Below are 12693 nucleotides of genomic sequence, written 5' to 3'. Positions count from 1 at the left end.
AATTCATCGACCACCGTCAGACATTTCAATTGCTGCCCGTTTGCGCAGGTATCGAAAACGAAATCGTAACTCCACACCGCGTTGGCCACCATCGGCGCCATTGGCCGTGGACGGCCCGTGGCAATGCGCTTGCGGGACCGTTTCTTTGGCACCTGCAAGCCATGCTCGGCCCATAGCCTGCCACAGCGATCTTTCCCGACTGCGAAGCCTTCCCGACCGAGAAACACCCGAATGCGGCGCGCGCCATACCGCGGATATTGCGCCGACAGGCGGCACATTGCCTGAACAACAGGCGCATTTTTTATCGGCAAGCCCGGCACGTACTTCAAGTTCGACCGACTGACACCCATCAGCGCACAAGCCCGTCTCTGCGAAAGGCCCCGTTCGATTGCATAGCAGGTCGCGATCCGACGGGCTGGTGCGCTCACCACTTTTTTGCGGTGATTTCCTTCATGATTTCAATTTCAAGATCGCGCTCGGCCAGCAGTTTCTTGAGTCGGACATTCTCTTGCGTCAAACTCTTGAACTCCTTGACGTCATCGGCGGCCATGCCGGCAAACCGCTTGCGCCAGCCGTAGATGCTCTGTTCGCTGACCCCATGCCGTTTCGCCACCTCCGGCACCGGATCCTTGTCCGCTTCCCGCAAAATCCGGACGATCTGCTCGTCGCTGTATCGGCTCTTCCTCATGGCTTCCTCGCTGTCGCAAGGAGCTATCTTCTCAAATTATCCGTGGTCTTAAAATCCCCGGTCAGGTCACCCTGCCAACGAAGCTGTTGCGATAAATGTAAACGCCAGCATTGCCCTGACTGGGCGAGTTAAATTCTTTTGCTTTTATCGACTCGGCTCTTGATGCCATATCGACAGAGGCACACCCTGAAATCAAAAGTGTGGCTACAAGCGTACCGGTGAATACAATTTTCATTAAGTTGATTCCTGGATTGAGTTGATCGAAGCTTCCTGATTTACGCCCGCTCACTACGAAATGGTGCATAGCGAATAGCGCTTATCCGCCACTCCGGAAACGTGCATCGTTACTCACGATTCCTTCTGCGACCAGGTTGGACGGCAATAAAATTTGCGGCAGACAGCTTGCTAAGCGCCTCGTCAGTGTATGGCCAAATTATCTTCCAAGCAATGAATTGTATTGCCTGGAAGGTTACAAGGGATCCCTTTTCGAGCGAATGCTTCACTGTCTGGATTTGGTCGATTGCGCACATTTCCGAACTGGCGATTTCGGCCCAGAGCGAAGCGACACCAAGATCGTTCATTGCGCGGGCAACTCAAATCGCCTTCTTTGCAATTCAGAAGTTTGCTTATTTCGCGCAGCCGAGCGCTAGTCGTTTCAGTACGACACAGGCAATAAATCATTGGATAGGCAGTACCACTCTGTTCACGCCTGAGCTCTCGAAGTCACACGAGCGGACTCGATATTTTATCCATGCCAATTGTGCGTCTTTAAGCTGGTTTTTCTGTGACGCGTTGAGACGACTTCAGTACTGAGACTATGCCGTGTTCAATTTCTTCTCTTGCGATGCGTAGGCTTGCCCAACGCATCTCGTAATTTCCAGCTCGCTCTGCAAATCCGCTGCAAATACGTTGCCACATATGGAGAGTAGAACAACAAAAATATGTTTTCCAGCAAATCAACCCGAGATGTGCGCAGCGGAATGGAGCTGTTTCGAATCGCCTGAATGAAGTCAAGTGCGCGCCGGTTGCCGCTGGAGCTGTCAATACGAAAAACCTGATCCGGCCGAAAGAACCGCACGAACAATTAACGAGAAACCGGGCGCCGGCAAGGCCGCAAACTAGTTGGTTTGCTTTGTCTGCACCGAAGTGTTGCCGCGAGCCTTGGCGACAAGACGCATGACAGTTCTGACGATGATGCGAGCCAACGGGTGGAGCACTGAGGAAAGAAGAGCGAAGACACACGCAATCATGGTTGGCAGAACCGCACCAAAAATGAAAGTCATGCCAAGCACGAACCCAAGCAAATACTCGGCGCTGCAGATGGGAAGCGTCACGGCAAGCACAAACAAGCCAAAGAACAACGTCGAGGTGACAGCCTCATACCCAAATGCGAAGGAAGCGGCGAAACCTGCCCCGTAAAGAAGGGCCGCCAGAAAGCGCAAGGCTATTGGACGGGCGACAAAGGCATGAGATTGAGAACCACCCCTGGCCTGCATCCGGCCTATGAGTAGCCATGCGAGAACGGGAAGCACAACGAGGCCCCACCAGTTCGACATTGCGGGCCAGTCCGAGCGTTGCAACAGGTGATGGCGCATTACTCCGCCGTGCAAATATTCCCAGCCGAGATGAAGCACTTCATAGAACGCCACGGCAACGGTGAGTAATAGGCGTGTGCGAACAGGTTTTGCGTGCGGCATGCGGCGTCACTCCAAAATATGCTGAGAAGGCAAATTCGTGGCCTGACACGTCACTGACATGGGCACTAAGGCATCATCGTCGATTGATGGCCGTCGTGTCGAAATACAGCCAGGATTCGATAACACCGCGACCTGCAGTTGCGTCATTTCTCCTCCGAGCAGGCGAAAAAAAAGCTCCGATTAAGGAGCTCTTTTAACATTACTGGCGGAGAGGGAGGGATTCGAACCCTCGGATGGGTCGCCCCATCGCTTGATTTCGAGTCAAGTACAATCGACCACTCTGCCACCTCTCCTGATTTGGTCATTCCCCGGGTTGACGACCCCGGAAAGCGGCAAAGTATAGCAGACTACTTTCGGAAACGAAACCGCTGTTGTTGGCAACCGTTACGGCTCAGGCAGATAGTTGTTTCAGCCCGCCCATATACGGCCACAACACCTCGGGAATCGCCACGCTGCCATCGGCCTGCTGGAAGTTCTCCAGCACTGCCACCAGCGTCCGGCCAACCGCAAGGCCGGAGCCATTCAACGTATGCAGCAACTCCGGCTTGCCCTGCGCGTTGCGAAAGCGGGTTTGCATGCGGCGCGCCTGAAACGCATCGCAGTTCGACAACGACGAAATTTCGCGATAGGTGTTCTGTGCCGGCAGCCAGACTTCGATGTCATAGGTCTTGGTGGCCGCAAAGCCGATGTCGCCGGTGCACAGCGCCACCACGCGGTACGGCAGGTTCAGCTTTTTCAAAATGGTTTCGGCGTGCCCGACCATCTCTTCCAGCGCGACGAACGACTGCTCAGGATGCACCACCTGCACCATCTCGACCTTGTCGAACTGATGCTGGCGAATCATGCCGCGCGTGTCGCGCCCGTAGCTGCCGGCTTCTGAACGAAAACACGGCGTGTGCGCGGTCATCTTGATCGGTAATGCAGCCGCGTCGATGATCTGGTCGCGCACGATATTGGTCAGCGAGACTTCGGAGGTGGGGATCAGATACAGCGTCTCGCCCTCGCCTTCCTGGCCGCCCTTCTTGACGGCGAACAGATCGGCTTCGAACTTCGGCAACTGGCTGGTGCCGCGCAGCGAATCGGCGTTGACGATATACGGCGTATAGCATTCGGTGTAGCCGTGCTCGCCAGTGTGGGTGTCGAGCATGAACTGCGCGAGCGCGCGATGCAGACGGGCGATGCCACCCTTCATCACGGAGAAGCGAGAGCCGGTGATTTTGGCAGCGACGTCAAAATCGAGGCCGAGCGGCGTGCCGATGTCGACATGATCGCGTGGCGTGAAATCGAACACCGGCGGCGTGCCAACCTTGCGCACTTCGACGTTATCGGCTTCGTCCTTGCCCAGCGGGACCGACTCATGCGGCAGGTTCGGAATCGCCAGCATGAAATCACTCAGCTGCGCCTGCACGATCTCCAGCCGCGCCGCCGAACTGGCCAGCTCGTCCGCGATACCGGCGACCGACGCCATCACCGCAGTGGTGTCCTCGCCCTTCCCTTTGAGCATGCCGATCTGCTTCGACAGGCTGTTGCGGCTGGCCTGCAATTCCTCGGTACGGCTCTGGATCTGTTTGCGCTCGCCTTCGAGCAGATTGAAGCCGGCCACATCGAGCTGGAATTTGCGGCTGGCCAAACGGGCAGCGACGCTGTCGATGTCTTTGCGCAGGAGTTGAATGTCGATCATGGGACGCCTGAGTCGGATTGTGAATGCCCGTATTGTACCAACAGCACCCGTCACTTCCGGCCGGTTTTGCGGGCTTCCTGATCGAGGTTTTTCAAGAATTTCAGCTTCTCGGCGATTTTCCCTTCCAGCCCGCGCGGGGTGGGCTGATACCACTGCATCTGCTCGATGCCGTCCGGCAGGTAGGTCTCGCCGGCGGCATAGGCATCAGGTTCATCATGCGCATAGCGATACAGCTTGCCGTAACCAAGTTCCTTCATCAGCTTGGTCGGCGCATTGCGCAAATGCTCGGGCACCAGCCGCGACTTGTCTTTGGCGATGAACGCGCGGGCGACATTCCAGGCCATGTAGACGGCATTCGATTTGGCCGTGCAGGCGAGATAGATCACCGCCTCGGCCAGCGCCAGTTCGCCTTCCGGCGAGCCCAGCCGCTCGTAGGTTTCGGCCGCGTCGAGCGCCAGCCGCAACGCGCGCGGATCGGCTAGGCCGATGTCTTCGCTGGCCATGCGGATCAGCCGGCGCGCCAGATAACGCGGATCGGCGCCGCCGTCGAGCATGCGCGCGAACCAGTACAGCGCGGCGTCGGGATTGGAACCGCGCACGGATTTGTGCAGTGCTGAAATCTGATCGTAGAAGGCATCGCCGCCCTTGTCGAAACGGCGCAAGGCATCGCCCAGGCATTCCGCCAGCAGGGCGGCGTCGACTTCGCCGAGCCCCTTGGCCACCGCCGCACGGGCGACGATTTCGAGATTGTTGAGCAGCTTGCGACCATCACCGTCGGCGCTGGCGATCAGCGTTGCCTTGGCGTCGGCGGCAAAGCGCAGGCCGTCGAGCTGTTCGGTGCAGGCGCGCTCCAGCAGCAGGCCGAGGTCGTCCTCGGTCAGCGACTTGAGCACATACACCGAGGCCCGCGAGAGCAATGCGCCATTGACTTCGAACGAGGGGTTCTCGGTGGTCGCGCCGATGAAGGTGAACAGTCCGCTTTCGACATGCGGCAAGAAGGCATCCTGCTGGCTCTTGTTGAAGCGATGCACTTCGTCGACGAACAGGATGGTGCGCCGGCCCATCGCACCGCGCGACAGCTGGGCCCGCTCCACCGCTTCGCGAATGTCCTTGACCCCGGACAGGACCGCCGACAAGGCGATGAAGTCGGCCTGAAAACTGTCGGCCATCAGGCGCGCCAGCGTGGTCTTGCCGACGCCTGGCGGCCCCCACAGGATCATCGAATGCGGCTGCCCCGATTCGAAGGCCACGCGCAGGGCCTTGCCCGGACCGAGCAAATGCTGCTGGCCGATGACCTGATCGAGCGTGGCGGGACGCAGCCGTTCGGCCAGCGGGACGGCGCTCATGCGGTTGAACCGGTCAATTTATTGTGCCGACACATCGGCGCCCTTGGGCACGACGAACTTGAATTGATCGGCGGCCAGTGCGGGATTCTTTTCAAAACGGGTGAAGGTCAGCAGCGACATCTGGCCAAAGCTGTCACGCAGCTCCATGGCTTCGGGCACGCCATTGCGCAGACCGATGCCGATGTGCTCGAAGCTGCTGTCCCTGGTTTTAGGCGTCGCGTCCAGCCACTCCAGGCCATCCTTGGTACCCGCCTCTTTCAGGGTGAAATTCTTTTCGAGGTCGTTGCTGCCAAACAGGATCGCCGCTGGCGAGGAACCCAGCGCGGAGCCCAGTTTGCGACTGGTGACCTGGTTCAGATCCTTGTCGTAAATATAGAGCCGCTCGCCGTCGGCCTGCAGCAACTGCTCATACGGCTTCTGGTAAATCCAGATGAACTTGCCGGGCCGGGCAAACACGAAGGTGCCGGTCGACGGTGTCGAGACCTTCACGCCGGGCGTGCCGGCCTTTTCTGCCTTGACCAGGCGCTGGCTGAATTCGCCTTTGGCCGAATGGGTACTGCTGACAAACGATTTGAACTGGTCGAGCGCGGAGGCGTGCGCCACCAGCGGCAGCGACATCGACAACGACAGCGCCAGGGCGCTGACAAGACGAACGAGTGACTGATTCAAAAGTGGTTTCCTATTCTGCGGTGTTCCCGGCCGGGACCAGGATTTCGCGATTGCCATTGGTTTGCATGGTCGATACCAGACCACTGGTTTCCATCTGTTCGAGCAGCCGGGCGGCACGGTTATAGCCGATGCGCAAGTGACGTTGCACCAGTGAAATCGAGGCGCGCCGGTTCTTCAGAACGATGGCGACGGCCTGATCGTACATCGGATCGGCTTCCGCGCTCGGTGCGCCTTCGCTCCCAGCGACGGCTTCACTGCCATCTTCCATCAGGCCGCCTTCCAGAATGCCTTCGACGTAATTCGGCTCGCCCTGCAATTTCAGGTAGTCGACCACGCGATGGACTTCTTCGTCCGAGACGAAGGCGCCATGCACGCGGATCGGCAAGCCGGTGCCGGGCGGCATGTACAGCATGTCGCCCATGCCCAGCAGTGCCTCGGCGCCCATCTGGTCAAGAATCGTGCGCGAGTCGATCTTGCTGCTGACCTGGAAGGCAATGCGGGTCGGGATGTTGGCCTTGATCAGGCCGGTGATCACATCCACCGACGGACGCTGGGTTGCCAGAATCAGGTGAATGCCGGCGGCGCGCGCCTTTTGCGCGATACGGGCGATCAGCTCCTCGACCTTCTTGCCGACCACCATCATCAGATCGGCCAGCTCATCGATGATGATGACGATGGTTGGCAGCTTGTCGAGCGGTTCGGGCGCGTCCGGCGTCAGGCTGAACGGGTTGGGGATTTTTTCTTCGCGCTTGTCGGCATCGATGATCTTCTGGTTGTAGCCGGCCAGATTGCGCACGCCGAGCTTGCTCATCAGTTTGTAGCGCCGTTCCATCTCGTTGACGGCCCAGTTCAGCGCGTGCCCGGCCTGGCGCATGTCAGTCACCACGGGCGCGAGCAAATGCGGAATGCCTTCGTAGATCGACAGCTCCAGCATTTTCGGGTCGATCAGGATCAGGCGCACCTGGTTCGGATCGGACTTGTACAGCAGCGACAGAATGGTGGCATTGATCCCGACCGATTTGCCCGACCCGGTGGTGCCGGCCACCAACAGATGCGGCATCTTGGCCAGATCGGCGACCACCGGATTGCCGGCGATGTCCTTGCCCAGCGCGATGGTCAGGCTGGAGACGCCATCGTTGTAGACCTTGGAGCTGACGATCTCGGTCAGACGGACGATCTGGCGTTTCGGATTCGGCAGTTCCAGGCCCATGAAGTTCTTGCCGGGGATGGTTTCCACCACCCGGATCGAGGTCAGCGACAGCGAGCGCGCCAGATCGCGCGCCAGCCCGACGATCTGGCTGCCCTTGACGCCGGTGGCCGGCTCAATTTCATAACGTGTGATGACCGGACCCGGATAAGCCGCCACCACCTTGGCATCGACACCGAAGTCGGACAGCTTTTTCTCGATCAGGCGACTGGTGAATTCCAGCGTTTCGACGCTGACGGTTTCCTGCACCTGCGCGGCTTCGTCCAGCAACGACAACGGCGGCAGATTGGTATCGGGCAGATCGTTGAACAGCGACACCTGGCGCTCTTTTTCGACCCGCTCCGAACGCGGCACCGCAACCACTTGCGGCTCGATGCGGATCGGCGGCGCATCAACGATGCGGGCCCGTTCCTGCACCACCACGGTATCGCGCTTGACGGCGGCGACGTGGCCTACCTTGCGGTCTTCACGGGCGGCGATCAGGTTGCGGATGCCGGCGATGAACAGTTCAATGGCGCCGCCCAGACGTTCGGCGACGGCCAGCCAGGAGACATGAAAGAACAGGCTCACGCCCAACCCGAACAGCAACAGCAGCAGCAGGGTCGCGCCCGTGAACCCGACTGCCCGCGCGGCCGCCACGCCGATCAATTCGCCCAGCACGCCGCCATGCAGATGCGGCAATTGCGCCTTGAACGAATACATCCGCAGGAATTCAATGCCGACACTGCCCAGCAGCAGCAGCGCGAATCCGGCGCCGCGAATCACGGCCTCGTGGCGGTGTTCCGGCTCCGGCTCGGTGTTCAGAAGATATTTGTTCGACAAGCGGCGATAACCGGTCAGCACGACCCGCAGCAGCATCACGCACCACCACCACGCCGACAGGCCAAAGATGTACAACATCAGATCGGCCAGCCATGCGCCGACCACGCCACCCCAGTTCTGCAGACGCGCCACCGTATTGGCATGCGACCAGCCCGGATCCACCGTACTATACGACGCCAGAATCAGTACCAGAAAGGCGCTCAGCGCCGCCAGCACCAGCCAGCGCGCCTCCGACAGCAGGCGTACCAGCCGGCCCGGCAAGGGTGGCGCAGCGACGGCCTGACTGCGGGTGTAGGCTTGACTTGTTTTACTCATAAATCGCGATATCGGCCTTGGCTGAAAACGGTGGATGGGTGGTGCGACGGTGCGCGCGGCAGGCATGTCAAGACTTGTAGTGCGGCAAAACCAGATCAGGATGATCGTCTATAATCTTACCCAGATTCCGCACCCAAGGCCCGACAAATTGCGGCGCGCTTGCAATTGCTCCGAATGGCGACATATTAAACCAGCGCCGCCCTGCGAAACGGCCCACCAACTCTCACTCTTTTGATCGCGATGATGTCATGACTTCCGCCAAGCCCGTCAAGCACGCTCATGTATTAATTCTCGGTTCCGGTCCTGCCGGCTACAGCGCCGCAGTGTACGCTGCCCGCGCCAACCTGAATCCGGTGCTGATTACCGGCGTCGAGCAAGGCGGTCAGCTGATGACCACCACCGATGTCGAGAACTGGCCGGGCGATCCGATGGGGGTGCAGGGTCCGGACCTGATGCAGCGCCTGCTGCAGCATGCCGAGAAGTTCAACACCGACATCATTTTTGACCACATTCATACCGCCAGACTGACCGAAAAGCCGATGCGCCTGATTGGCGACTCCGGTGAATACACCTGCGACGCACTGATTATCGCCACCGGTGCATCGGCCCAGTATCTCGGACTCGAGACCGAGCAATCATTCATGGGAAAAGGCGTCTCCGCCTGTGCCACCTGCGATGGTTTTTTCTACCGCGGCCAGGAAGTCGCCGTGGTCGGCGGCGGCAATACCGCAGTTGAAGAAGCGCTGTACCTGTCCAACATTGCGGCCAAGGTCACCGTGGTGCACCGGCGCGACAAGTTCCGCGCCGAAGCCATCCTGATCGATCGCCTGATGGCCAAGGTTGCCGAGGGCAAGATCGAGGTCAAGTGGAATCACACGCTCGATGAAGTCACCGGCGACGACAGTGGCGTCACAGGCATGCGCATCAAATCGGCCATCGACGGCACGGTCACGGCGGTGCCGCTGCATGGCGTGTTCATCGCCATCGGTCACAAACCGAATACGTCCCTGTTCGAGGGTCAACTCGACATGAAAAACGGCTACATCAAGACACTCACCGGACTGGAAGGCATGGCCACCGCCACCAACCTGCCGGGCGTGTTTGCCGCCGGCGATGTGCAGGATCACGTGTATCGCCAGGCCATCACCAGCGCCGGCACGGGTTGCATGGCGGCGCTCGATGCGCAGCGATATCTGGAAACCCTGGAAGACTGAACGGCAGCAGCCCCGCACGCCCAGCCGGACTCCCGATCATGCCCGCGCCAATCAAGGATTTTGCCGCGCTTGCACGACTGCGCACTGAACTCAAGGCGCAGCAGGAGGCGCGCGCACTGGCCGAGGCGCAGCGGGTTCGACTCGAACAGCAGCGGCGCATCGAGGCCGATCTGTTCCGGCACAGCGTCGGGACGGTGGCGCCGCTCGCCGTCGCCAACAAGACCCTGCTGCAAGCGCAACGTCCGGAGCCAATCGCGCGCCACCATCTGGCCGACGAACAGGCCGCACTGGCCGAATCGCTGTCGGACGATTTCAGCATCGAAACCCTGCTCGACACCGATGCGGAACTGAGCTTCGCGCGCAACGGCATCGGACCGGACACGGTGCGCAAGCTGCGGCGCGGCCACTGGGTGATACAAAGCCAGCTGGATCTGCACGGCCTGCGCACCGACGAAGCGCGCGAGGCGCTGTCGGAGTATTTGCGTGCGGTCGGCCGGCGCGGCCTGCGCTGCGTGCGCATCATTCATGGCAAGGGCCTGGGCTCGATCAACAAGGAGCCGGTCCTCAAGAGCAAGGTGCGCAACTGGCTGGTGCAAAAGGAAGAAGTGCTGGCGTTTTGTCAGGCCAAGGCGGCCGATGGCGGCAGCGGTGCGCTGGTAGTTTTGCTCAAGTCATGAACTTGCCGCGTATCATGCAGGTCCCGCCTCCCTCCCTTCGCCCCGCATGAGCCTCATCAAGCTGATTGAAATCCTCGCCATTCTGGTCGGCGCCTTCTCCGGCTTCGTCGAGGCCCGCAGCAAGAAAATGGACATTGTCGGTGTCTTTACGGTGGCCTTCATCACCGCTTTTGGCGGCGGCACGCTGCGCGACATCCTGCTCGACCAGCGTCCGCTGTTCTGGGTCATTCATCAGGAATACGCGATTCTGATTTTCGTGCTGGCGCTGATCGCCGCGCCGCTGATCCGCACCCTGCGGCATATCGTGTCGGACCGCTTGATCGTGATCGCCGATGCACTCGGACTGGGTCTGTTTTCGGTGGCCGGGGTGGCCGCAGCAATCGCCGCCGGCATGCCGCTGTTCATTGCCTCGATGATGGGGGTCATCACCGGCATCTTTGGCGGCGTCCTGCGTGACATCGTGTGCAACGAGATTCCGATGGTGCTGCGCGACGGCAGGCCGTATGCAATCTGCTCATTCGCCGGTTGCTGGGCCTACCTGCTGATGCAGCAATCCGGCCTGCCGCCGGAAATCTCGCTGTGGTCGAGTGCGCTGTTGATTACCGTCCTGCGCCTGGTCACCTGGGCCGCCGACGTGCAACTCAAATAGCCACACTCAGTTCAGGAAGTGGGCGTCCTTGGTAATGACGGTCATGTCGACGTAGCGCGATCCATTGTGGTTGGCGGGGCCGAAATTGACGTCGAATCCACCTGCATCGAAATTGCCGATATTGATGGTCTCCAGCGCATGCAACAGCTTGTCACGCGTCAGATCGCGACCGGACCGGCGCAACCCCTCGGTAAACACCTTGGCCGCCACGTAGCCCTCCAGGCTGGAAAAATTCATGGCCTTGACGCCGGCCTTCTTCATCACCTTCTGATATTCCGCCACCAGCGGCGTCGCTACCCGCCATGGGAACGGCATCACCTGCGAGATCACCACGCCCGGCCCATCGGTGCCCAGGGTGTCGGCCAGTGCCTGGCTGCCAACGAACGAGACGTTATAGAACTGGCCGAAGTAGCCCTCCTTGCGCATGCTCTTGATGAACGCGGCGCAGGATGAATAGGCACTGATCTGAATGATTGCATCGGGACGCTTCGGCAAAATCTGGTCGACCGCTGCTTTCACATCTGTGCTGTTGCGTTCGACAGTCGCCAGCACGGTCAGGGTGATGCCCATTTTGCGGGCGGCCCGTTCAACGCCGGCCAGGCCGGCCTTGCCGTAGGCATCGTTCTGATAAAACACGGCGATATTCTTGATGCCGGTGTTGACCAGCTTTTCCACCAGGTGTTCGGTTTCATCGAAGTAGCTGGCGCGAACATTGAAGATTTCGCGGTTGAACGGCTCACGCAGCGATTGTGCGCCGGAAAACGGTGCGAAGAACGGCACCCTGGCTTTGCTGAAGAGCGGCAGTGCGGCGTTGCTGGTCGGCGTGCCGACGTAGCCAAACAATGCGAAGACGCCGTCGTCGTCGATCAGTTTCTTGGTATTGGCAGCGGCAAGGTCGGCTTCGTATTTGTCGTCGAGCGTGATCAGTTCGATCTTGCGACCAAAAATCCCGCCCTGCTCGTTGACCTGGTCAAAATAGGCTTTGGCCCCGGCATGCATCTGGATACCCAGTTGCGCTGCCGGACCGCTGAACGCGGCCGACTGGCCCAGCAGGATGCGTTGATCGGTGACGCCGGTTTCAGCCATTGCGACGGCGGGAAAACCGACGCAGCATGCAGTAAACAAGGCAATAAGGGCAAACCGGCGAGGAAAGATCATATGGATATCAGGAAAAGTTAGACTGCATCAGGGCCGGTTTCACCGGTGCGAATACGAATGACCTGCTCGACGTTCTGGACGAAAATCTTGCCATCGCCGATCTTGCCGGTGCGTGCCGCCTTGATGATGGCATCCACGGCGGCCTCGGCCGCACCATCGTCGACAATCGCCTCGACCCGTACCTTGGGCAGGAAGTCGACGACATATTCGGCGCCCCGATACAGCTCGGTGTGCCCCTTCTGCCGTCCGAATCCCTTGACTTCGGTGACCGTCAAACCGGTCACACCCACATCGGCGAGCGCTTCGCGGACTTCGTCAAGCTTGAACGGCTTGATGATTGCGGTAATCTGCTTCATGAGAGTTCCTTTCCTTGGCTGGTACTGCAACCCGTTTTGCGGGGATGATGTTGCCTTCAGCGCGCGTGGCTGGATGCGCGCTGCGAGCTAGGGAAACGCGGATTTATTCGTCAATACCAGCCAACTTATTTCGAAGCATAACCGTTATAGCAAGATAGCCATCAACACTTCCCCCAAGATGAAGCCAACGTCGCCGAGCCAAGTCAGTTTCGCC

At 59.6% G+C, this 12693-nt stretch carries 11 protein-coding genes, 1 tRNA gene and 2 pseudogenes; 3 read left to right on the top strand and 11 right to left on the bottom strand.

Annotated elements, in window-relative coordinates:
* From RCH09_RS18785 to RCH09_RS18750, 9 genes and pseudogenes are all read right to left on the bottom strand, one after another.
* Positions 1 to 688, bottom strand: a pseudogene (locus RCH09_RS18785) (transposase); the annotation flags it as partial.
* Positions 689 to 749: 61 nt separating this feature from the next.
* Complete coding sequence (locus tag RCH09_RS18780; protein WP_326942677.1) at positions 750 to 923, bottom strand: hypothetical protein; 174 nt, start codon at positions 921 to 923, stop codon at positions 750 to 752.
* Positions 924 to 1365: 442 nt separating this feature from the next.
* A pseudogene (locus RCH09_RS19755) lies at positions 1366 to 1470 on the bottom strand (hypothetical protein); the annotation flags it as partial.
* Between the two features lie 336 nt (positions 1471 to 1806).
* Positions 1807 to 2385, bottom strand: coding sequence for a hypothetical protein (locus RCH09_RS18775; RefSeq protein WP_326942676.1), 579 nt, complete (start codon positions 2383 to 2385; stop codon positions 1807 to 1809).
* 203 nt (positions 2386 to 2588) lie between these two features.
* A tRNA-Ser gene (locus RCH09_RS18770) sits at positions 2589 to 2678 on the bottom strand.
* A 98-nt stretch (positions 2679 to 2776) separates the two neighbouring features.
* Complete coding sequence (gene serS / locus RCH09_RS18765; RefSeq protein WP_326942675.1) at positions 2777 to 4066, bottom strand: serine--tRNA ligase; 1290 nt, start codon at positions 4064 to 4066, stop codon at positions 2777 to 2779.
* Positions 4067 to 4116: 50 nt separating this feature from the next.
* Positions 4117 to 5412, bottom strand: a complete 1296-nt coding sequence (locus RCH09_RS18760; protein ID WP_326942674.1) for a replication-associated recombination protein A — start codon at positions 5410 to 5412, stop codon at positions 4117 to 4119.
* Between the two features lie 18 nt (positions 5413 to 5430).
* Positions 5431 to 6138, bottom strand: a complete 708-nt coding sequence (gene lolA / locus RCH09_RS18755; protein ID WP_442785066.1) for an outer membrane lipoprotein chaperone LolA — start codon at positions 6136 to 6138, stop codon at positions 5431 to 5433.
* Entirely contained in the window at positions 6092 to 8425 is a 2334-nt protein-coding gene (locus tag RCH09_RS18750) for a DNA translocase FtsK (RefSeq protein ID WP_326942672.1), read from the bottom strand. Before RCH09_RS18750 ends, lolA begins: the two co-directional genes overlap by 47 nt.
* Positions 8426 to 8673: 248 nt before the next feature.
* Between RCH09_RS18750 and trxB the strand changes: the two genes are divergently transcribed.
* From trxB to RCH09_RS18735, 3 genes are read left to right on the top strand one after another with little or no spacing between them, the layout of a single operon-like run.
* Entirely contained in the window at positions 8674 to 9639 is a 966-nt protein-coding gene (gene trxB, locus RCH09_RS18745; protein ID WP_326942671.1) for a thioredoxin-disulfide reductase, read from the top strand.
* A 38-nt stretch (positions 9640 to 9677) separates the two neighbouring features.
* Positions 9678 to 10316: a Smr/MutS family protein gene (locus tag RCH09_RS18740; RefSeq protein WP_326942670.1), complete on the top strand. Its 639-nt coding sequence runs from the start codon at positions 9678 to 9680 to the stop codon at positions 10314 to 10316.
* 46 nt (positions 10317 to 10362) lie between these two features.
* A complete protein-coding gene (locus tag RCH09_RS18735; protein WP_326942669.1) occupies positions 10363 to 10965 on the top strand; it encodes a trimeric intracellular cation channel family protein in 603 nt (200 codons plus the stop codon).
* Positions 10966 to 10971: 6 nt separating this feature from the next.
* On the opposite strand, the gene RCH09_RS18730 is transcribed toward RCH09_RS18735, so the two are convergent.
* Together RCH09_RS18730 and RCH09_RS18725 are read right to left on the bottom strand one after the other, a co-directional pair.
* The gene (locus RCH09_RS18730) at positions 10972 to 12123 is read right to left on the bottom strand and encodes an ABC transporter substrate-binding protein (protein ID WP_442785065.1); all 1152 of its coding nucleotides are present in this window, start codon (positions 12121 to 12123) and stop codon (positions 10972 to 10974) included.
* 17 nt (positions 12124 to 12140) lie between these two features.
* Positions 12141 to 12479: a P-II family nitrogen regulator gene (locus tag RCH09_RS18725; protein ID WP_326942667.1), complete on the bottom strand. Its 339-nt coding sequence runs from the start codon at positions 12477 to 12479 to the stop codon at positions 12141 to 12143.
* Positions 12480 to 12693: the final 214 nt, after the last annotated feature.

This window comes from Actimicrobium sp. GrIS 1.19 (assembly GCF_035984655.1).
Taxonomy (GTDB): domain Bacteria; phylum Pseudomonadota; class Gammaproteobacteria; order Burkholderiales; family Burkholderiaceae_D; genus Actimicrobium.
The sequence above is the reverse complement of the archived record's forward strand: the minus strand, read 5'-3'. Positions and strand labels throughout refer to the sequence as shown.

Excerpts from the sequence above, each read along its gene's own strand:
- RCH09_RS18780 (WP_326942677.1), bottom strand. The coding sequence starts at position 923 with ATGAAAATTGTATTCACCGGTACGCTTGTAGCCACACTTTTGATTTCA.
- RCH09_RS18775 (WP_326942676.1), bottom strand. The coding sequence starts at position 2,385 with ATGCCGCACGCAAAACCTGTTCGCACACGCCTATTACTCACCGTTGCC.
- serS (WP_326942675.1), bottom strand. The coding sequence starts at position 4,066 with ATGATCGACATTCAACTCCTGCGCAAAGACATCGACAGCGTCGCTGCC.
- RCH09_RS18760 (WP_326942674.1), bottom strand. The coding sequence starts at position 5,412 with ATGAGCGCCGTCCCGCTGGCCGAACGGCTGCGTCCCGCCACGCTCGAT.
- lolA (WP_442785066.1), bottom strand. The coding sequence starts at position 6,138 with ATGGCAATCGCGAAATCCTGGTCCCGGCCGGGAACACCGCAGAATAGG.
- RCH09_RS18750 (WP_326942672.1), bottom strand. The coding sequence starts at position 8,425 with ATGAGTAAAACAAGTCAAGCCTACACCCGCAGTCAGGCCGTCGCTGCG.
- trxB (WP_326942671.1), top strand. The coding sequence starts at position 8,674 with ATGACTTCCGCCAAGCCCGTCAAGCACGCTCATGTATTAATTCTCGGT.
- RCH09_RS18740 (WP_326942670.1), top strand. The coding sequence starts at position 9,678 with ATGCCCGCGCCAATCAAGGATTTTGCCGCGCTTGCACGACTGCGCACT.
- RCH09_RS18735 (WP_326942669.1), top strand. The coding sequence starts at position 10,363 with ATGAGCCTCATCAAGCTGATTGAAATCCTCGCCATTCTGGTCGGCGCC.
- RCH09_RS18730 (WP_442785065.1), bottom strand. The coding sequence starts at position 12,123 with ATGATCTTTCCTCGCCGGTTTGCCCTTATTGCCTTGTTTACTGCATGC.
- RCH09_RS18725 (WP_326942667.1), bottom strand. The coding sequence starts at position 12,479 with ATGAAGCAGATTACCGCAATCATCAAGCCGTTCAAGCTTGACGAAGTC.